The organism is Pseudomonas sp. PsB, assembly GCF_043658375.1.
GTDB lineage: Bacteria > Pseudomonadota > Gammaproteobacteria > Pseudomonadales > Pseudomonadaceae > Aquipseudomonas > Aquipseudomonas putida_Z.
In genome coordinates, this window is sequence record NZ_JBIGLU010000011.1 from 60,412 (window position 1) to 78,026 (window position 17,615).

Here is a 17,615-nt window from a genome sequence, read left to right on the forward strand (position 1 = left end):
AGTTCTGACCACGTCGAAACACTGCCCTGGAGAGCAGGCCCGATATTTCTCAGGGTAAGGGGTGGCGGCACACTCTCATCGCTGTAAAGATCGCTTCATCAACCAATACGCGCTTTGGAGAGCCCCATGAACACCCTGACTTCCCCTGTGGAACAATTGGCCAATCTCGGCTACGACCTGGTCAATGGTGTCGTGCGCTTTGAGGCCGCGATGTCGATGGACGCCTCGATCATTGTCCGTGACGAAAATGGCAATGACCTGCAGATCAGCAGCAACGAAGGCAAGCTGGTTGTGGGCGCTGCCGTTGCAAAGCAAGGGCTGACCGTACCCGCCATGATGGTACGCCGCAATGATCGGCAACCCTGCGACAGCAAAGGTGGGAGGAGCGTGACTCCGGCTCATGTCTCCAAGAAACCCAATGTGCCGGTGGACATGCTGCGCCTGCTGGCACGCATCCAAAAGTAATCCGGTCTAGGACTGGAACCGGCCTGGCCAAACCCATCATTCGGTACAGGCACCCCTGGATGGCCACCGCTACGCCTATGGAACCCTGGCAGAGGATTACCTAGGCGAAGACGTGATCACCAAAGTCGTGTTCTTCAACGGTACCACCCAGATTGTTGGCCGGTGCAACGTGAACATCAACAAGGGCCAGATGCCCAGTGCCCTCGAGCTTTGAGCAAGGAGCAAGGAGCAAGGAGCAGCTGCATCATGCGCGTTAAACAGAAAACTGTCCTGGGAAGCCACCCGACCAGCCTGCCCCCACCCAGTGATGACGAACGGCCGACATGAAGACCAGCGGCTATTTCCTGGACACCAAGAGATTCCCTTGCGGGCGCGTCGCTGGCGTCATCAAGTTCATGTTCACCTATGCCATCGTGGCCGACGTTACCGTAACGAGCTATTCAAGGCGCTGGTGCTATTCCGACCTGATAACTACCCTCTGCGCCCTAGAGGACTGGGACTACTACGAGACCAGGCCTGAAGGTTGGCATCGAGAGACTCATTCAGGAGAGCGCCGGAGCGCTGACGGGAAGGTCGAGTTCTACTAAAAACGACGGTTTTGGCACCGATCGACCGGCAAAATCATGGGCGGAGCGTTCCAGTCCGCTGTCAAAACAATGAATCAAAAGGAGATTCACATGGAAACCAGGCTCTGGACTGTTGCCCGCTTCCCTGTTGGTAGTTGGACCACAGGTGGAAGGCCAGAGGATTCTGACTACGAATTCAGCGAGGTGTACCAGATCCCGGCGGAGAGCCGGGAGAAGGCCACCAAGAAGGCTCAGGCAGTTCGCTCCCGGCTGAAGAAGAAGGGCCTTCCCTTCCCGACCCAAAAACAACCGTACCGCGAAGATTTCAAGTAGCGGTAGACTGCAGGAAGGAGTTGAGCATGATGGAAGAGTTCAACGGTCGGCCATTGACCGACGAGCTACGCCGGCTGGCCAGGAAAAGCAACGGCGACTGTCAGACCGTCATGGTCCTGGCCGCCGACGCAATCCAGAATCGCACGCCGGCAGACTTCAAAGGCAGACCTCTCCACCAGGCCCTCAGCAGCATGGCCCATCGGAATATGGGGGATGCCAAGTCGGCGATGTTAGTCGCGGCCGATGTACTTGAAGCCAGGCTTACCCGGCCATGACATCGTTCATGGCCGCCGGCGTACGATAGCCACTCGCAGTTAGGTAGTGGTGGTCGTATCCTCGATGGCTCCATCCCTCAGGAGCCATCATGGAAAGGGAATACTTCCTCGCCCAGCCAGATGTCGAACAATTTGTCCGCTGGCTGACCAACCACCTACCCACTCTCCAAGTACACCTCAAGTGCCTTCCCAGTCAGTTTGTGCCCGGGGGGCTAGATGTGCAGGTTCAAGGCATCGAAGCCGTACAGGGCCAATACCAATGGAAGGGCAAATGGACAACCGTCAAAGCCCGGTTGGATGCTCTGCGGGAAGACCTCAGATCGGCAGTTCAGGCCAAAGACCAGGGCGATACGTTCAGCGCCTGTGCCGCCATTCTCGACTGGGGGAATGTGCCGTCTTCGAAGGGCTTTCTCCAGGAACTCAGCCAGAATGGACAATTGGTCAAGTACCTGAGCGACCGGCAACCCCTGTTGAGCCCTGCAGGCACTCAGAAGCTGTCCGATCTCACCAAACAACGGTTTAGCAGATTCAACTCGGGCCTGACTAAAATCCATGCGCTTCTGGATACGGATGGTTCCCCGATCTATGACGGAAGAGTCGGGGCGGCGATCGCCATGCTCTACCACCTGTATAGGGGTTCGTCAGAAGCTCTGGCCGACGGCCTGGCTTCCCACCGGATGTTCGGCTGGGGACCGGGCCTCGACGATCCAGAATCTGACAGGATTCGACAGATCCGCAATCCAGCAATGCTCGGCCGCGGTTACAACGGGACTCCCCAGCTCCTCTACCAAAGCCCCCACATTTGGGCACAGCGCCAGCTGATCCTGGGCTGGATCATGAGGGCCGTGCTCGAACGGACCACCTTGTTCACAGGAGTGGACAGTTCCCTGGCTCAACGGTGCCATGCCTTCGAAGCAGGGCTCTTCATGATGGGCTATGACCTTCGCGCGCTGATCCCTGGGGGGTGGTCGATACCTGATCCGAAAAAGAAGGTCTATCGTCGTCGCAAAGATGCTGGCACACCTCTGGTAGCCTGAGGATATGACTTGTCCGAACTACTAGATCAGGATCATCAAATGGAATTCCACGAAGTTGTCCGTCTCGTCAGCACCGTTTCCACGCATGCAGCCAAGGTGCTGTCGGAAGCACTGGCCAAACCCCGTACCGGCGATTGGCTGGCGCTGGTGGACGATGAGGCCCTGCAAGCGCACTCCGCGATGGAGCAAGCCTTGCGCGAGGTGCGCGATTTGAAGCGCAAAGTGAGTGAAGATGCTCCGGAAGAGGCTTACGACTTTCTGAGCCGCTGCGACAACACCTTCGAATACTCGCTGGCCACCATCACTCCTCGCCGTGGTGATGAGCCGGCGGAGGCGCATGCTGGCCGTGCAGGATCAGCTAACCGGCAGTTGACCTACCTGGTGAAGCTGGCTGGCGTTTACATCACGGCATGGGATGAGAATGACGCAAAGATGCGCGACTACTTCGAAAGTGGTTGCCTTTGCATCCTGAAGGAAAAGACCCTGCAGAAAGCGCCAGCCGAAATGTCCAACGAAGACGCAGTGAAGCTCTACATGGACAATTGCAAATGCAGCCGACACCCGGAGCATGGTCTCCGAAAGGGTTAACCCTACTCGCCTTCCCCAACGTTGTCCTCGTTGCGTTGGTCGCCCAGTACCTGCTGGGCGACCTGCTCGATGAACTCGAACACCTCCTCAGGCACCGTGTACTGGAACTGCTTTCGCCGGTTTTTCGAAACGATCCCCTGGTTGGTCAGGCACATCATTACCAGCTGCGCCAACTCACTACCGCGAACATCAAATCGCTCGTCTACGGCCCTATAGACGGCGTCAAAGCACTCCAAGAACGCAGTTTCCTCCCTTAGCTCAACCTCCAATGCATGCCTGGCCATAACCATAGTGAAGGTCACGCAAGGCGTAGCATCCCAGAAGCGGTATACCGCCGGGTGCCCGCGGAACTGGAAGGCTAGTTGGCCATAGTCGATCCACTGCACATCCCAGAAGTCTCGTACCGGACGCGAGAACGTCTGAAGCGCTTCGAGGTACATGCGCTCTTCTCGCTTCATGGCCACGGACACAGGCAGCAGTAGACCATTCTCCAGCGCGCCGGCGCGACAAAGCGCTTGGTGGATGAGGAAACGAGAAAGCCGGCCATTGCCGTCCATGAATGGATGAAGAAATACGAAACCGAAGGAGATGATTCCCGCAGCAACAAGCGGATCGATCTGCATGGGAGCCTCGTTGGCAAACCCCATCAGGCTCTCCATCAGCTCCCTGCAGAGCTCAGGTGGCGGCGGCACATATGTCACCCCTGCAGCCCCTTGAAGAGCGCCAGCGAGGTGGTTCTGTTCATGCCGGAAGGCAGCGGCGAGATCGTAAGGATTTGCGACTGTCGCGTTTTGGAGCCCAACCAGGTATTCCTCAGTCAGCGGCTGGCGCTCATGGGCCTGGCGCAGCAGCTGGATAAAGCGACGTGACTTGTCTTCCGTTGGAGCCTCACGCTCGATCGCGAAGCTGTCCTTCGTCTCGCTCAGGTAGGCCCAGTTGATAGCGCGATCCATCATCCCCGGCGGGAGAGACTCCATGAAAACTTTCGCGCGGCCAAGAATATCGTGCTCGAGCAGCTCGGTTATGGCATGTGTCCGCTCCACGGTGGCACAGTAGGTGAGATCGCCAAGGCCATTGAATTCAACACGCCACTTCGAGTTCCGGTTGCCAGGCCTTGTGATGTAGCGCTCCGGATCGAACAAGTGGACGAATGGCCCCCGGACTGGTGCATGCTGGGCTAGTTGCTCGCCGGTGAAGGCTTCTCTCAAGAAACTGGCCTTTCTGATATAGATCCCATTGGGTGCGGCTTGTAGCGCCCGCTCAAACTCTTCAACCGGAATCCGGGGGAGCGATTGCGCGAGAATCGAAAGATTGATGCCCTCATGCTTTAGGGCAAACAGTACATTCCCCAGGAGGTCATCCGGGGCTGGCGCGATGGCCGGCGGTACAGCCAGGGTTTGGCCGATGCGCTCAAGACGAGTCACAGGCTGTACAATGGCCGGAAGACGTAGTGGTACCGTCGAGAGCGCCAGCCGCTCATTAAGTAGTGCGTACCCTGCTGCCTGCATGCTGGAATTCCTTACATTCCGCCCTGGTTCCCAAGTTTTTCTTCACTTAACCAGGAAAATCTTTAGTTCTTGCGAGTATGCCGATTTTTTCTTTACCCGCCAGCTTCAATCTGAAACATGGGCAACGAAAATCTTCCCCTTCGTCGCTTCTGCCACATCCCCGGCCCGCTGACGATGAGCCTCATCAATCACGAATGAGGCATTCATCATGCAACTGCGCAACACCACCGACCAAGACATCCACCTGTCCGCCGATCAACTCGAGGAGAAATACAGCCCCGCCGGCGGCGGCCAACACCCGACCTTCACCCGAGAGGACTGGCGTGTCGCCGTAACGGCAGACGACACCATCAGTGGCTACTGGTCCTGGGTACATGGCGAGATCCAGTCGCTCCTCGATGACTCCCTGCTCGAGCCCAGCGCCAGCAAGGTGGTCGAACCCCCCATGGACCTGGTGGCTGACGAAGGCGTCCGCCAGTTGCGCTTCGTAGCAACCATCCATGGCACCGTGGACGTGAACGATGGCGAACCAGGCAGCCAGAGCGTCACCGAGAGCGAACTCGGTCGTCAGATCAGCGAATCCATCAGAACCATGATCAGCAATGGTGGCCTGACCGGGAACACTCCAGCCGTCGTCGAGAGCAAATCGGTCAGCATCTGCGTCGCCGAGGTGCTCCAAACCTCCCAGCAGACCATATCCATGCTTCGTGAACAGGGCTACGCCGTTGTGCTGTTCAACAAAGACGAACTGGGCAATGCCAGTGCATCTGCACTTCAAAGCCGTCTCATCGAATTGGCCTCCGACGAGATCCAATACCTGCAATCTGCAGAGTGATTTTCAGCGCCCTGACTTGGAGTGAGCCCCGGCAGCCCGGATGGTTTACTCGCTCGACCTTATAAATTTGCTGAGTTGAATGGATATGACCGAACAAGCCCTCATGGCAACCAAAGCCCTTGCCTCCCAGTCCTACCGCGATCCCCGCGATGGGAAAGTCATCTGGAGCAACAATGGAGAGGACTGGCGCAACGAAAGCCTGGCCGAAGTCCTCAAGCGAAACGACCACCTGCTGGTGGGTTCCACCGTATTTCGCGGCGAAATGCACTACCCCGATCCTGCAGATTACATCCCCGACGTCGATAACGTCCTCATCCATATGCAAGAAGAGGCCGAGGGAAGCGACTGCGGCGAATGGGTGGAGGACTACCCGGAGCCTTCTGATGAAGCAAAAGCCGATCTGCAGGCTCTGCTTGAACCGATCAAAGCTTGGGCGCGCCTGCATTGCCGTCCCGACTTCAGTCTCGTCGAGAACGTCCAGCCGCACGTTCTTACCCAGGAAGACATCGATCAGGCCATGGAGACCGAGGCGTGAACACCTACATTCCCTCCCAGACGACTCCCAACCGGCTTGGTGCTGATTCCCGCGCCTGGTCTGCTCGGGTTCGAGCAGAGATGCAGGAAATGCTCCAGGAATGGTTCAACTCTGCCACTCAGTGCGAGGAAGCCGACGTCGACCACGAGTTCAATCGTGCCCTGGAGCACCTGATGATTTTCGCAGAGCGCCCCCAGGACCTGGTTGCTGAAGACGCCTCTTACGATCTGGCCACACTCCCACGCTTCGACTAGTTTTGCGAGGAAAGTGAAACTGCTCGCTTGTCTGGTGAAGGCGCCTTCACCCGCTATGAACAAGCGGCACAACTCGTTCGCGCATTGGAACTCAAGGTCGCCCAGGCTGAGTTCAACTACGACAGCGATCGGGCGGCCTGGCAACGCCGGGAAGCCGAACTGCTGGCGCTGCTGGGCTCCCCGACCACTACCCCAATTCACCAGTGTCGAGAGATGCACAACCCGCTTTGGGAAGATTGCACTACTGAAGAAGCTGAGAAAGCGCGCGCAGAGGGTCTGGAGGTTCGTACCATGTACTGCCTACCTGAAGACGCTGTACGGGTGGGGTTGGAGCAGGAGAATCAAGATCTACGCTTGCAGTGTGGCGGCATGGAAATGACCATCGATGAGCTCCGCAGCTCGCTCAGTCGGGTCCAACACCAGCTGGCCGAGATCTCGACGGACGCAGTTCAAGGCGTTGAACCGGTTGCGAAGTGCGGCCGCGGCCCGGTGGCCTCTTTCTGCCACCTGACGGACTATGGTCGCCAAGTGCTGCCCGAGGGGCGGCATTCTCTCTACCTGGCTGCCCAAGTTAAAAACGGTGTCCTACTCATCCCCGACAATCTGCTCAGTCACCAACAAAGCTGGCGCGCAGCGTTCGAACGTCTGATTGAGCTTGAACCTGAAAGCTATCAACCTGATCATGATGAACGTGGATTCTGGAGGCGCGAATTGAGCGCATTCGACCATATGTACGCCGATCTCGACCGCCTCAAGGCAGCGCACCGCGACAAGGTGTGATGCTTTTTCAGTGGGGCGGTAACGCCCCACTCCCAAGTACCTGGCCGACAGAGCTAGGGCCCTTCTCCGATCTGAACAAACGGAGGCATGCAGGCTACATAGCCCATCATCCAGGCTGCATTTCGACCCAACGCCCTTGCTGAACATCAGCATGAGGCTCCACCGGGCATATACCAACGGAGAGCCGTGCCAAGGTTCACACGGTCTGCGGATTGGCAAGTCCGCTTACGCCAAGTGGCACTCGCGACTCCTGATTGTTTCTTGGTTCTCCTACTTTCGCTTAACTGATCAGCCAGACCTCGGCCATGTGGATCAGACTAAGTCATCTTCCTCAGGATCGCATCCTATATGTTTGCAGCGGTCCATCCGTTACAGAGAGCGAGAATGTGTGGGCATCGTGGAACTGCCGGTACCGATCAGCACCGTGACAAGTATATAAAAACATTGGAGGAATTGAGCCGACCCGTGATCATTCAGTAAGGCCTTCTACCAGGGCCGCAGGGCAATTCACTGCGGTTCTGGCACGCATCGTCTGCCCTGAAACTGTGTCCATTCTGAACACAGCCAGGGGCTACACGATGACTGCAGCACGCAAATTCCAAACCTCACCTGAGACCCATACGGTCGAAGGGATAGCAGCCATGTACGCTCAGGAGCTGGGCGGGCGCGCCGGTCGAGAAATCCAGGTGCGGGACTATCACCTGCATTTCGCCGAAGCGATCCTGGCGCGCGATGCGTATGCGCTCAATTTCCTGGCAAACGGATTGAACAATGTCGGCAAGGCAGTGTTCACCGCAGTTACCGGAGTCCAGCTGCCGCGCACTCAATCCGGCACCTGGGCCACTATCCTCGAATGGGCCGGCGTAGATCCGAAGCAAGACGACCTCAAGAAAGCCGAGCATCGCCTACAGGTTCTGTACACAAGCCTGTGCTCACGTTTCTCTGAAGTAGACCGCCTTACCCGCTTCGCGGAGAGTGGATATGCACAGGGCTTCGTTCAGGTGATCAAAGATGGCCGTCGCTACCTCATGGCTGATGCAAGTGGAAAGGTAGGGATCAACCTGAGCACTCGTGGGCTTCACGGTGAACACACCCGTCCCTACGTCGAGGCCTACCTTGCTGTCCAAAAGATCAAAGTTGAACTGGGCCTGCAGAAGGAGCCGGTGTACGTGCCTGCAGACGCGCCTGCGGGCAACCATTCGCCGGCGCCCAAGCCTACTCCTGCCACCCAGCTGACAGAGCAGCTCGGCATGGGCTTTTGACAACCGCCAGCTTTTCAGAAGGTGGAGATGGCTTGAACACTCCACCTGCCCATGATCTTTTCATCACCAGCGGGCCAGCCTTGGGCCCGGCCTAAAGGGAACTCCATGAAAGACTCGCTCCTCACGCGCATCCGCCGGTCTCTGCGCAACAAGTATGTGCAGTCAATGATCGGGTGCGCACTCACCTTGGTGCTGTTCGGCGGTTACTGGGCGTACAACCAATTCCTGCAACCCCAGGGGCCTGTTAGGACTGCTGAACAGCACCATGCAACGATCATGGATCAGATCAGTAAGAACCCCTCCCGGTGGACCGATAACAGGAAAACGCTGGACAACCTATTGGAAGACGTCCGTCTGGGGAACGTCATCGAAGCTGACATCGGGAAGGAAGACATCTACATCACGACCAAGGACGAACGGGCCTATGTCGTGAGCGACCAGTTCGGCCAAGTAGCCCGGCAGTTGCTCAACTTGATCTACAACGAAAAGACTCCGTTGTTCACCATTCAGGAACTGAAGATCGGCCCTCAGATCAGCGCAGCCCGTTCGCTGGACGTAGCGGTTCAACTGATGATGGTCCTCTTCTTCGGGTGCATGCTCTGGCCCATGTTGAGCCCCTACCTCACGATTCGAAGGAAAAAAGCGACATCCAAGGTCACCTTCAAGGACGTGATCGGGTGCGATGAGGCAAAGCGAACCCTGATGGACATGACCGCCTGGCTGCGGACCCCGGAGAATTTCGCCCTCCTGAACGCGCGACCACCCAGAGGTGTCCTGTTCACTGGCGACCCGGGCGTAGGCAAAACGCTCTTGGCCAAGGCGCTGGCAAATGAGTGTGGCGTGAACTTCATCGAAGCGAATGGCAGCAGCTTCAGCAGTATGTTCTATGGCGTTGGCATCCAGAAGGTAAAGGGCCTGTTCCGAGAGGCACGCCGTAAAGCGCCATGCATCCTGTTCATCGACGAGATAGACGGGATTGGCCGGCGCGTCGACCAAGGGCGACTTGCCGATGGTGAAGGGAACCGCATCGTCAATCAGTTCCTCACCGAACTGGATGGGTTTAGCGAGAACACAGGGGTGATGCTGATTGCCGCGACCAACCATGTCGAAGCCCTGGACAAAGCTCTGCGCCGGGAAGGTCGCTTCGATCGGACAGTTCATGTCCCCCTTCCGACGCTCGAGGACCGGGTTCGCTTGCTTCAGCTATACTTGGACAAGACCAAGCCGGCAGAAGACCTGGACTATGACCGCCTTGCCAAGAACTGCATGGGGCTGACGCCGGCGGCTATCGCCTTCGTTGCGAACAACGCAGCGCTTCTCGCTGCTCGAAGCAGCGATACCGAAGTTGGAATGCACCACATCCTGGAAGCGATCGAGATCCAGCGCATGGGTGAAGCGGACGAGAACCAGAAACTGGCAAGCTCCAAGGACCGCCGCAGAGTGGCCGTTCATGAAGCTGGTCATGCACTGGTTGGCGCGCTGCTCAACACCGGACGGGTGGAAAAAGTCACCATTCTCCCCCGCGGGCCTGCGCAAGGCGTCACTCTGATTCTTCCGCTCGAAGACAAGCGCCTGCATTTGCAGTCCGAGATTCAGTCGCAGCTCGCTATGGTCCTAGCGGGCCGCGCTGCGGAAGCAAACGTCTTTCAGGAAGTATCCACTGGCGCTGCTGGGGACCTGCAAGAAGCCACCAGGATAGCCCTATCAATGGTGACCAATTACGGGATGTCCGAGGACGAATGCCTCACCAGCTTGGCGACTATGCAAGAGCTCGGAATAGAAATCGATGCCCGAGTCATCCTGGAGAAAGTGGATGCGCTTCTGAAGGCTGGGTACGAAAAGGCGTTGGCACTGATCGAGAACCACCGTTCAGAGCTGGATTTCATCGTCGATCAACTGCTGGCACATGAGACCATTGACGGCGAAGTCGTATATCAGGCCCTGGAGCCAATCGCACTCTTGGTACAGAGTGTGGAGTCCGCAGCAGTAGCTTGACTGCGCCGGCGGGCCGGGATTACTCCGGCCCTGCTGCTTCTGCCACAAGACCATGCTTCCCTCGCAGGCCTTCGATGAAGCACTCGAACTGCCAAGCAGGAAGGTCCTAGAGACCTTCCGCCTCGGATTAGTCGCCCCTGCTAGAAGCCATAGGGTGAGGAGCCATAGGGGTTCTGCTGGGGCCCCTTGTAATCCGTCAGGAACTCGTCGAAGCGCTCCAGCATCTGCACAAAGATGTGCAGCGCCCTCGTTGATTCGTCGCGGAACACCAAATTCCCCTCTTCGTCCACCTGGTGGTAGAAATCGAACATTCCCTCACCCATCAATGCCAGGGCAGGCATTTCGGCCAGGCGCCCAGCCATCCGAACGATCTCACTTTCCCAAACCTGAATTTCCGGGGTGAATGTCCAGTGCGGATGGTATGCATTCCACGGCTTGGCCATGTACATTCCGGCCCGATTACGAATCAGTCTGGCGAACTCCGTCTCGAACTTTACAGTGGAGTTGAACCGATCCCCGGGCGATACACGGAACTTCTCCTCCCGGAACCTCACTCTGACCTGCCAAACCTCATTGAGGAATTGCGCCGCATTTTGATGATCGCGGGTGAGATCACTGCCAACCAATAGAACTTGAGGGCGGCGCCCCCCGGCTTGGTGAGCGGCGATAGCCAAGCGCTTCCAATAGTGCAGCATTTCTACTGGGTAGAGGTGAGCGCTGTGATCGATCATGCGATGGCAAACCGCGCACAACCAAATGCCATTTTCATAGCCGTGTCGATCCACATCCATTGGCAGATCGTAATATCGGGCAGCATCTGGGCGCGCCCCGCATATATGCGCAGCATCGCCGGTCAGCTTGTCTTTGCGCCTGGCCCGATCGTAGACAAAGGTCTGAATCCCACAAAATGGGGCCGAACAATACCCCCCAACATCCCGCCTTAAATCTTCTTTTACTCGCCTTGGGAATCCATCATCTGCCGTGCTCATGCTTTTTCTCCAGAGCCTCTAATCAATGAGTAGCCGCCAATCAAAATCGGCACCGATGGACGAGGATAACCGGTAAATTCACCGTTGCGTTTTGACGTATCCAAGCTTGAGTCCGCCGTTACCATCATGAACCTCAGGAACTCCTGGAGGATCACAATGAACACGCCGTTGGAATGCTGCCCAGTGTGGCAGCGCTATCTCGAGGTTGTTGCCGCGGCCGGCGCAATGCCCAACCACCTTGCCGACAAGAGCTCGCTCTACCATCGGCTCCGTACCGGCAAGCAGCCACTGGTGCTGCCGCCTCCCTTGTCCCATTCTTACCCCTGGTACGACGTTGTGGAGTCCGAAAAGGTTTTCGCCCCATTAGACGGGCCAGTCGCTTACGAGCTGCTGACTGAAGACGAACCGCCCGTCGATGCGGTAAGGATCGATCAGACTCCCTGGCTTGTGGTCGAACGGCTCAACAACTCGGAAATGATCGTCTCGCAACCTGGCTGGCTGGATCTCGGGTTCCGGTGGCGCTACTGGCATAAACCAACCCGCGCTGATCAATCCGAAGCATGCATGATCGCCCACTATGATCGATCTGTTGGCCGAATCACCACCAGTGCTCAGCTCGATCTGGAGTGCCGGTACCAAGCCGAGCAATGGAAGGCGCACCTCGAAATAGCCGTATCCAGCTTCAGCAACGAGGTCAAGCTGATGGGGATCGACCCCGATCTTGAGGATTCAGAAAATACCCTAAGAGGGCGAATGAACAGGGCCGCGGCTCAGATGCGTCTTGACCGGGCAGTGAGGGATGCACAGACCCGAGCGGAGAAAGGCCTGCCAGCGGTGCCGCCTGATGCGGAGGTCGAAGCCTACGCGCAGCGATACCGGACAAGCCTCCTTGAGGGTTCCTTCCAGGAGCAAGATGGCTGGTTGTATGTAGATGGATGGGCGTTGCAGCGCATTTCTCCAGAGAAACTCGGACCCGAACACTATTTGCCTGGCGCATCGGTTACCCAACCGCAAGCCAGCCTGGAGGGCTGAACTGTGCTCCAACCCTGCAATGAAACTGCGAGAAATCTACTAGCCGCCTTGAAGCGGCAGTTATTGCTTCGGCGTTCGGGCCATCAACGTCATCGGGGTGTTCGAGCTTGGTAGGACCCTGGGATCTGATTTCGGCAAGATCCGCGTCGAAAGCTATGCGGAGGGCCACATCATCGCGCTCCCGGAAGCGTTGTTGAATCTGGCTCACGGTTCTGCCTGAGCATTTCCAGCTCGGTCTGCTGCACCGGTTCTGGCACAACCGGCGCAGCCCCACCATAGGTCCATCGAATTTATCAACGAAGGATCTACTCTATGAACACCAATAACCCCAACACTCTCGACCTCAACCGCGACATCAACGCCTCCTCCAGTGACGAGGCGGAGCGCGTGGCCTATCAGCGCATGCAGGAGGTCGGCTTCAAGATTGCTGACATCCTGATAGAGATGCCTCTCGGGACCATGGCTGATCTGGGCCAAGGCGAATGCCTGTTCGTAGCCCCGTATGCCGGCCGAATCGAGGTTTTCTCTACCCCGGACTGGCATGACAACTGCCGCTGGGGTGATGTCAACTGGTTCTTCCTGAATGACTACCAGGGCCTGGCCGCCGAGGACCTGGACGAACACCGAGTCACGATGGAAAACTGGCTGAAGAACCAGGTGTTCCGGCAATGCGTGCCTGCGGATAACGCTTTCAAGGTCGTAGCTGCTCAGGAAGAATGGGCGCAGAGTCAAACCGGGGCGGCTCCCTCGCCGCTGAATCGCTATGAGCATGACAACGTCAAAAACCTTATCGGCGGCTACATGGTCCCTTCCAAGTCCAAACCGCAGGAAACACGAGTGGAGCAATTCAGCCGGGCGAAAGCTGAGTTGATCTGTCACTTGGAGCGCCAGCTCCAGCAGGTTAAAGGCTTCACCTTCTTGGATCTGTCCAAGAAGGTGAGTTGAGCTCAACCCCAACTCTTTGAAACCCCGCTTCGGCGGGGTTTTCTATTCCTGGGTGGGGCCTAGGCCGAAATTTAGCCCTGCCATTTCGCTTGTGCGCGCGTCCACGGGCAGGACACTAGGGCCTTTCTCACCCAGGGAGCTAACATGATCAGCATTCGAGACAAGAAGGTTTTCGAATCGGCGGACGAAGTCCAAATCGAAGTCCATCAGGACGACATCCATCTGAATGCCCTGGGGCAGTTCACAGCGGTACGTTGCGGCTATGGCGGCCATACTTCCTTCACGGCCATTCAAGAGGACAATCCCTTCGATTCCCAAAAGCCCCTGGTGCAGGTGAAGGAGGGCTACAACACACTTGCGTGGTTCACCAGCGAGGTCGAAGCCAACAAGCTCCTAGCCCAGCTTCGCGAGGTGTTTCTAGAGATTAGGACAAAACAGAACGAGAATTACCGTCATGAGCCGGATTCCACCACCGTCAAAGTGATCAAGCGTTCTATCGAGTGGATCGGAATCGTGCTGACAGCGCTGGTAATCGCCTTTGGCGGCGGCTTGACTGCATATCCGGGCTGGAAGGTGGGCGAGGGCCTGTATCACTCTGTGATGAACAGCTCTGAGACGCAGCCTGGGCTGAGCTTCGATTCGGCCGCGGAGCTGCTCCCGCCGGCAGAATCACCCGTAGCTGATCCCGCGATGGAGCCCAATCAACCCAGCGAAGAATCTCCGCCTAAAGACTGAAAATCCAAAACCCGACACGCACTCAAAGAGGTGTGTCGGGCTTCGTCCCAGATGTCAGACCACGCCAGCGCGGATCGCCTCGTAGACGACTTCCAAGAGGGGCTTATGGTCTTCGAGCGAACCATCCTCATCCATCTGGTCGTATGCCGTTAGCGTGTCGAGCCAGGTGAAGAACGCCTCGAAGTCGTCATATCCGCTGATCACATCAAGAGGATGACCGTCTTCGGCCAGCAGGCCTGATACCTGGGCCATCAGCTCGCGATAGGAAGGCAGGACTCCATCCAGCTCAGCTGCGAGCTCTTCGAGCTTTTCGTTGTAGCGTTGTTCGAATGCGGAAATGTTGGTGGCGTTCTGCATGATGCTGGCTCCTGTGGCTGGGCCCTTTGCCCCGCGATGGAGTCACTATCAAGCCGTCCTTCTTGTGCCAGAAGCATTCCGGCATTTTTTTTTGAAGGTCGGCACTTTCCCCTTCGGTTCAGGCACCCCCCATCTTGATGGAACATGACCACTCGATCAGGAGAGAACCATGTTCCCGAAGCAAAAGCACTTCTACCGCGGTACCAAAGCCAGAACCACGAAATTCCAGCCCGCAAGTCGCGGCACTTTTGGTGCGGGCCTGTATTTCGGGGATCAAGCCTGTGCCGATGAATACGCAGGACCTGGCGGCTCTGTCTGGGAGGTCAAGCTCAACATGAGCAACCCTTTCCACTGCCTGGCCAGCCTTGAGCATGACTACGACCTGGACAGTCCGGCCGTTCCCCTAATCGAGCAGGTTTTCTCGGAAGAGACTGCAATTGAGCTGATAGGCAAGGCTATTGAAACCGACGGCTATTTTGGGGTTGAGATTCAGCAGCGACTTGAGCAGCTCGGTCATGACGGACTTATGGCCACCTACCCGGACGGGAGTTACGAGGTTGTGGTCTTTTCCCCAGCACAGGTCATGGATGTTCGTCGACTGGATAGCCGCGCAGCGTGACGTCACCTACAAGGAAGCGAGGAGTTCACACTCTGAATATAGGGGGTTCGGGCACGCCAGCAGGTGGCAGATTATCGGCTTGGCGAGTCGGGATTTCAGCGTGCCATTTTGGCTTTGTGCCACCCGACAAATCGCGCAACCTCTTCCCACCCCCAGCCAAAAGGAATCAGGCAAATGGTCAAATTCACCCCCGAACTTCTCGACGGTTACACCTACATGCTGGATGGCGATCGTACGGTGGACACTGCCGTTCAGGAGTTGAAGGAGGCATTTTCTCCGCAGGCAATCTTCGATTCCGCGGAACGCAGGCTGATCAAGCTGAATCCTGGTACCACCCAGGACCTGCATGCCTACATGAGTGTCGGATACAACCAGTTCGGCGCAGACGCCCGAGCAGTAGCATTCAAAATTCTGGTAACCGATACCGAACAGACTGCTGGCAACGCTCTCCTCTGCGCAGAGGGCTATTTCATCGCCACGACCTGCAAAGGGTTGGATCTGGTCATCGCGATGGACAATATCAGCCAGGACGTTTACCTAGCTGGGGAACTCTTCAGTCAAGGATGGCCACGCCGTAATGGCACCTTCACGCTTTTCACCCAGCTGATCGTTCACCCCGATCTGCGGTCCCCTGTACTCCATGACCTGATGCTGGAGCTCGAGGGGGGTATCTGCTCACTATCGCCGGAAATCCCAACTCTCTCCTCGGGGCTCATGCTGGTTTTCAACCGCGATTCTGAGCCGACCAACGTGCTGCTGGAGCAGTGCAGTATCTGCACCGTTCACGAACAACGGGACCAACTCCGCCTGTTCAGCATCCCAACGGAGTCTTTCGTCACCGATCGACCCAGCGCACGCGCCACTCGCAAGCGAGTTTGCGAGTTCCGGTTCGACGCTTGCGCTTAATCGCCCTCCTCCGTTGCCGGCAGGATCTCACTCGTTAGGATCTCGCCGGCAACCGCTTTCTGCTTATCAGTCTGACCTGAGGTCCCATGCCCATTCGCCATTGCATTGTCCATTTTATCGACAAGAAACCCGACGGGAACCCGGCGGCACTCCACTCCCGGGATGCCGAACTGGAACACAACGAGGCCGCAGATAACCTGCTTGCCGATCTCAACGATGCCTACAACGCCAAGGCAACTAAAGGTTGGGGGCTTTTCCATGGTCAATCGGGGGCCTATCCACTGAGTGGGTGGCTGAGCGAGTACCTGGATGGCGGACAGGATTTCGTGAGCTTCAGCCGCCAGGCAGCCGAGCACTTGGTGATGATGGAAGAATCGAGCCTGACTGTCGGGGGCCATTTCCTGCTGGCGCATTACCAGCAAGGAATGACTGACTACCTAATGCTCGCAATGCTCCATCACCGCGACGGCGTCGCGCTGACCGAAGGCCTCGAGGTAGCCGCCATCAAGCATCTCGATGTGGGGCAACTCCACATTGCCGCAAGGATCAATCTGTCTGAGTGGCGTAACAACCCCAAGTCGCGCCAGTACATTTCCTTCCTCAAGAAAGGTGGCCGCAAGGCTTTCGACTACTTCCGCGACTTCATCGGTTGCGAGGAAGGCCACGATGCTCCAAGCGAGACGCGAACTCTGCTGAAAGCATTCTCCGACTTCGTTGAAAGCGAAGACCTGCCAGAAGCAGCTGCCAGGGAGAAAACCGACACGCTGGTTGATTACGCCAACGCCCAAGCGCGACTCGGGCAACCGGTAACCCTGGACGAACTTTCGAGCCTGATCGACGAAGACCGACCGAAAGCCTTCTACGACTACATCCGGAACAAGGACTATGGTCTGGCCCCGGAAATTCCGGCGGACAAGCGGACTTTGAAGCAGTTCCAGCGCTTTACCGGACGTGCTGAAGGCCTGGCTATCACCTTCGAAGCCCATCATTTGGGATCGACGGTTGAGTACGATGAAGATCGCGATATGCTGATCATCCGCAACATTCCGCGCCAGCTCAAAGACCAACTCGCGAAGCGGAAGGACTCTCAAGGGGCCTAGGCGGCCCCGACCACTCTTACCGTGTGAACACAGCATTACAGGAGAAGTGGGTGACCAGTCTGCAACCGGACCAGATCCTCAAAGGCGTCAGAACAATGTACGAGTCGATGCTGCACTCCTCACTCGGACATGAGCGTACGAACGGCACCTGCCTCTACGCCGCCATCCTCTGTGAGGCACTGCTACGGAAGTTTGCCGCGCTGGACCCGATAATTCGAGGTGGTGACGGTAAGGAGGACGGTGGCCTGGTGATTGATGGGGTTCCGCACGGCCACTACTGGGTTGAAGTCGAATATCAGGGCGGAATCCACGTCGTAGACATCACTGCGGACCAGTTTGGCCTCGACGCCATGGTGTTTGCCCCGAAAGACAGCATTTCTGCTCATTACGTGGCCGGCGACCAGGCGACTGTTGACGCTCACGTCCAGGACATGGGGAACAAGATCAAAGAGGAATATGCAGATCGGAAGCTCTCTTAGCAGAGCCAGGGAGAGATTAC

The 17,615-nt window shown here is 57.2% G+C and carries 22 protein-coding genes; 19 read left to right on the forward strand and 3 right to left on the reverse strand.

Annotated elements, in window-relative coordinates; translation table 11 throughout:
- Positions 1-126 precede the first annotated feature (126 nt).
- The 6 genes from ACGLHT_RS15395 to ACGLHT_RS15420 all read left to right on the forward strand — a co-directional run bounded on the left by ACGLHT_RS15395 (position 127) and on the right by ACGLHT_RS15420 (position 3,264).
- Positions 127-465 carry a hypothetical protein gene (locus tag ACGLHT_RS15395; protein ID WP_123084694.1) on the forward strand — a complete coding sequence of 113 codons (339 nt, stop codon included), beginning with the start codon at positions 127-129 and terminating at the stop codon, positions 463-465.
- A gap of 323 nt (positions 466-788) precedes the next feature.
- Positions 789-1,052 carry a hypothetical protein gene (locus ACGLHT_RS15400; protein WP_223271134.1) on the forward strand — a complete coding sequence of 88 codons (264 nt, stop codon included), beginning with the start codon at positions 789-791 and terminating at the stop codon, positions 1,050-1,052.
- Positions 1,053-1,142: 90 nt separating this feature from the next.
- The gene (locus ACGLHT_RS15405) at positions 1,143-1,364 is read left to right on the forward strand and encodes a hypothetical protein (RefSeq protein ID WP_043313031.1); all 222 of its coding nucleotides are present in this window, start codon (positions 1,143-1,145) and stop codon (positions 1,362-1,364) included.
- Positions 1,365-1,390: 26 nt separating this feature from the next.
- Positions 1,391-1,639: a hypothetical protein gene (locus ACGLHT_RS15410; protein ID WP_135192704.1), complete on the forward strand. Its 249-nt coding sequence runs from the start codon at positions 1,391-1,393 to the stop codon at positions 1,637-1,639.
- Between the two features lie 89 nt (positions 1,640-1,728).
- A complete protein-coding gene (locus ACGLHT_RS15415) occupies positions 1,729-2,676 on the forward strand; it encodes a hypothetical protein (protein ID WP_274120413.1) in 948 nt (315 codons plus the stop codon).
- A 39-nt stretch (positions 2,677-2,715) separates the two neighbouring features.
- A complete protein-coding gene (locus ACGLHT_RS15420; protein WP_135192712.1) occupies positions 2,716-3,264 on the forward strand; it encodes a hypothetical protein in 549 nt (182 codons plus the stop codon).
- 2 nt (positions 3,265-3,266) lie between these two features.
- Here ACGLHT_RS15420 and ACGLHT_RS15425 read toward each other — a convergent pair whose 3' ends face one another.
- Positions 3,267-4,772 (reverse strand): Fic family protein, encoded by a 1,506-nt coding sequence (locus ACGLHT_RS15425; protein ID WP_135192702.1) that lies wholly within the window; start codon positions 4,770-4,772, stop codon positions 3,267-3,269.
- A 208-nt stretch (positions 4,773-4,980) separates the two neighbouring features.
- Between ACGLHT_RS15425 and ACGLHT_RS15430 the strand changes: the two genes are divergently transcribed.
- The 6 genes from ACGLHT_RS15430 to ACGLHT_RS15455 all read left to right on the forward strand — a co-directional run bounded on the left by ACGLHT_RS15430 (position 4,981) and on the right by ACGLHT_RS15455 (position 10,433).
- Positions 4,981-5,607: a hypothetical protein gene (locus tag ACGLHT_RS15430; protein ID WP_135192701.1), complete on the forward strand. Its 627-nt coding sequence runs from the start codon at positions 4,981-4,983 to the stop codon at positions 5,605-5,607.
- Positions 5,608-5,686: 79 nt separating this feature from the next.
- Positions 5,687-6,142 (forward strand): hypothetical protein, encoded by a 456-nt coding sequence (locus tag ACGLHT_RS15435; RefSeq protein ID WP_274120412.1) that lies wholly within the window; start codon positions 5,687-5,689, stop codon positions 6,140-6,142.
- Positions 6,139-6,396 (forward strand): hypothetical protein, encoded by a 258-nt coding sequence (locus ACGLHT_RS15440; protein ID WP_274120411.1) that lies wholly within the window; start codon positions 6,139-6,141, stop codon positions 6,394-6,396. The genes ACGLHT_RS15435 and ACGLHT_RS15440 overlap by 4 nt, the downstream gene beginning before the upstream one ends.
- Before the next feature lie 27 nt (positions 6,397-6,423).
- Positions 6,424-7,176, forward strand: a complete 753-nt coding sequence (locus ACGLHT_RS15445; protein ID WP_274120410.1) for a hypothetical protein — start codon at positions 6,424-6,426, stop codon at positions 7,174-7,176.
- A 578-nt stretch (positions 7,177-7,754) separates the two neighbouring features.
- Entirely contained in the window at positions 7,755-8,438 is a 684-nt protein-coding gene (locus ACGLHT_RS15450; RefSeq protein ID WP_183596634.1) for a hypothetical protein, read from the forward strand.
- A gap of 105 nt (positions 8,439-8,543) precedes the next feature.
- Positions 8,544-10,433, forward strand: coding sequence for an AAA family ATPase (locus ACGLHT_RS15455; RefSeq protein ID WP_135192697.1), 1,890 nt, complete (start codon positions 8,544-8,546; stop codon positions 10,431-10,433).
- Between the two features lie 140 nt (positions 10,434-10,573).
- Here ACGLHT_RS15455 and ACGLHT_RS15460 read toward each other — a convergent pair whose 3' ends face one another.
- The gene (locus ACGLHT_RS15460; RefSeq protein WP_183596637.1) at positions 10,574-11,422 is read right to left on the reverse strand and encodes a hypothetical protein; all 849 of its coding nucleotides are present in this window, start codon (positions 11,420-11,422) and stop codon (positions 10,574-10,576) included.
- Positions 11,423-11,578: 156 nt separating this feature from the next.
- Between ACGLHT_RS15460 and ACGLHT_RS15465 the strand changes: the two genes are divergently transcribed.
- The 3 genes from ACGLHT_RS15465 to ACGLHT_RS15475 all read left to right on the forward strand — a co-directional run bounded on the left by ACGLHT_RS15465 (position 11,579) and on the right by ACGLHT_RS15475 (position 14,134).
- Positions 11,579-12,454 carry a hypothetical protein gene (locus ACGLHT_RS15465; RefSeq protein ID WP_123084710.1) on the forward strand — a complete coding sequence of 292 codons (876 nt, stop codon included), beginning with the start codon at positions 11,579-11,581 and terminating at the stop codon, positions 12,452-12,454.
- Positions 12,455-12,766: 312 nt separating this feature from the next.
- Complete coding sequence (locus tag ACGLHT_RS15470; RefSeq protein ID WP_123084711.1) at positions 12,767-13,399, forward strand: hypothetical protein; 633 nt, start codon at positions 12,767-12,769, stop codon at positions 13,397-13,399.
- A 144-nt stretch (positions 13,400-13,543) separates the two neighbouring features.
- Positions 13,544-14,134, forward strand: a complete 591-nt coding sequence (locus ACGLHT_RS15475) for a hypothetical protein (protein WP_135192696.1) — start codon at positions 13,544-13,546, stop codon at positions 14,132-14,134.
- 54 nt (positions 14,135-14,188) lie between these two features.
- Here the strand turns inward: ACGLHT_RS15475 and ACGLHT_RS15480 are convergent, their stop codons facing one another.
- A complete protein-coding gene (locus ACGLHT_RS15480; protein ID WP_123084713.1) occupies positions 14,189-14,491 on the reverse strand; it encodes a hypothetical protein in 303 nt (100 codons plus the stop codon).
- Between the two features lie 169 nt (positions 14,492-14,660).
- Here ACGLHT_RS15480 and ACGLHT_RS15485 point away from each other — a divergent pair, with 169 nt between their 5' ends.
- From ACGLHT_RS15485 to ACGLHT_RS15500, 4 genes are all read left to right on the forward strand, one after another.
- Positions 14,661-15,110 (forward strand): hypothetical protein, encoded by a 450-nt coding sequence (locus ACGLHT_RS15485; protein WP_057382932.1) that lies wholly within the window; start codon positions 14,661-14,663, stop codon positions 15,108-15,110.
- 174 nt (positions 15,111-15,284) lie between these two features.
- On the forward strand, positions 15,285-16,016 hold the full coding sequence (locus ACGLHT_RS15490) for a hypothetical protein (RefSeq protein ID WP_135192695.1): 732 nt from the start codon (positions 15,285-15,287) through the stop codon (positions 16,014-16,016).
- 86 nt (positions 16,017-16,102) lie between these two features.
- Entirely contained in the window at positions 16,103-17,116 is a 1,014-nt protein-coding gene (gene yejK / locus ACGLHT_RS15495) for a nucleoid-associated protein YejK (RefSeq protein ID WP_135192694.1), read from the forward strand.
- Between the two features lie 50 nt (positions 17,117-17,166).
- Entirely contained in the window at positions 17,167-17,595 is a 429-nt protein-coding gene (locus tag ACGLHT_RS15500; RefSeq protein ID WP_135192693.1) for a hypothetical protein, read from the forward strand.
- The last annotated feature ends 20 nt before the right edge of the window (positions 17,596-17,615 follow it).

What these genes read in the sequence shown, in the direction of transcription:
- ACGLHT_RS15470 (WP_123084711.1), top strand. Translation starts at nt 12,767, where the DNA reads ATGAACACCAATAACCCCAACACTCTCGACCTCAACCGCGACATCAAC.
- ACGLHT_RS15485 (WP_057382932.1), top strand. Translation starts at nt 14,661, where the DNA reads ATGTTCCCGAAGCAAAAGCACTTCTACCGCGGTACCAAAGCCAGAACC.
- yejK (WP_135192694.1), top strand. Translation starts at nt 16,103, where the DNA reads ATGCCCATTCGCCATTGCATTGTCCATTTTATCGACAAGAAACCCGAC.
- ACGLHT_RS15425 (WP_135192702.1), bottom strand. Translation starts at nt 4,772, where the DNA reads ATGCAGGCAGCAGGGTACGCACTACTTAATGAGCGGCTGGCGCTCTCG.
- ACGLHT_RS15435 (WP_274120412.1), top strand. Translation starts at nt 5,687, where the DNA reads ATGGATATGACCGAACAAGCCCTCATGGCAACCAAAGCCCTTGCCTCC.
- ACGLHT_RS15395 (WP_123084694.1), top strand. Translation starts at nt 127, where the DNA reads ATGAACACCCTGACTTCCCCTGTGGAACAATTGGCCAATCTCGGCTAC.
- ACGLHT_RS15400 (WP_223271134.1), top strand. Translation starts at nt 789, where the DNA reads ATGAAGACCAGCGGCTATTTCCTGGACACCAAGAGATTCCCTTGCGGG.
- ACGLHT_RS15490 (WP_135192695.1), top strand. Translation starts at nt 15,285, where the DNA reads ATGGTCAAATTCACCCCCGAACTTCTCGACGGTTACACCTACATGCTG.
- ACGLHT_RS15415 (WP_274120413.1), top strand. Translation starts at nt 1,729, where the DNA reads ATGGAAAGGGAATACTTCCTCGCCCAGCCAGATGTCGAACAATTTGTC.
- ACGLHT_RS15455 (WP_135192697.1), top strand. Translation starts at nt 8,544, where the DNA reads ATGAAAGACTCGCTCCTCACGCGCATCCGCCGGTCTCTGCGCAACAAG.
- ACGLHT_RS15430 (WP_135192701.1), top strand. Translation starts at nt 4,981, where the DNA reads ATGCAACTGCGCAACACCACCGACCAAGACATCCACCTGTCCGCCGAT.
- ACGLHT_RS15450 (WP_183596634.1), top strand. Translation starts at nt 7,755, where the DNA reads ATGACTGCAGCACGCAAATTCCAAACCTCACCTGAGACCCATACGGTC.
- ACGLHT_RS15460 (WP_183596637.1), bottom strand. Translation starts at nt 11,422, where the DNA reads ATGAGCACGGCAGATGATGGATTCCCAAGGCGAGTAAAAGAAGATTTA.
- ACGLHT_RS15405 (WP_043313031.1), top strand. Translation starts at nt 1,143, where the DNA reads ATGGAAACCAGGCTCTGGACTGTTGCCCGCTTCCCTGTTGGTAGTTGG.
- ACGLHT_RS15465 (WP_123084710.1), top strand. Translation starts at nt 11,579, where the DNA reads ATGAACACGCCGTTGGAATGCTGCCCAGTGTGGCAGCGCTATCTCGAG.
- ACGLHT_RS15475 (WP_135192696.1), top strand. Translation starts at nt 13,544, where the DNA reads ATGATCAGCATTCGAGACAAGAAGGTTTTCGAATCGGCGGACGAAGTC.
- ACGLHT_RS15480 (WP_123084713.1), bottom strand. Translation starts at nt 14,491, where the DNA reads ATGCAGAACGCCACCAACATTTCCGCATTCGAACAACGCTACAACGAA.
- ACGLHT_RS15410 (WP_135192704.1), top strand. Translation starts at nt 1,391, where the DNA reads ATGATGGAAGAGTTCAACGGTCGGCCATTGACCGACGAGCTACGCCGG.
- ACGLHT_RS15420 (WP_135192712.1), top strand. Translation starts at nt 2,716, where the DNA reads ATGGAATTCCACGAAGTTGTCCGTCTCGTCAGCACCGTTTCCACGCAT.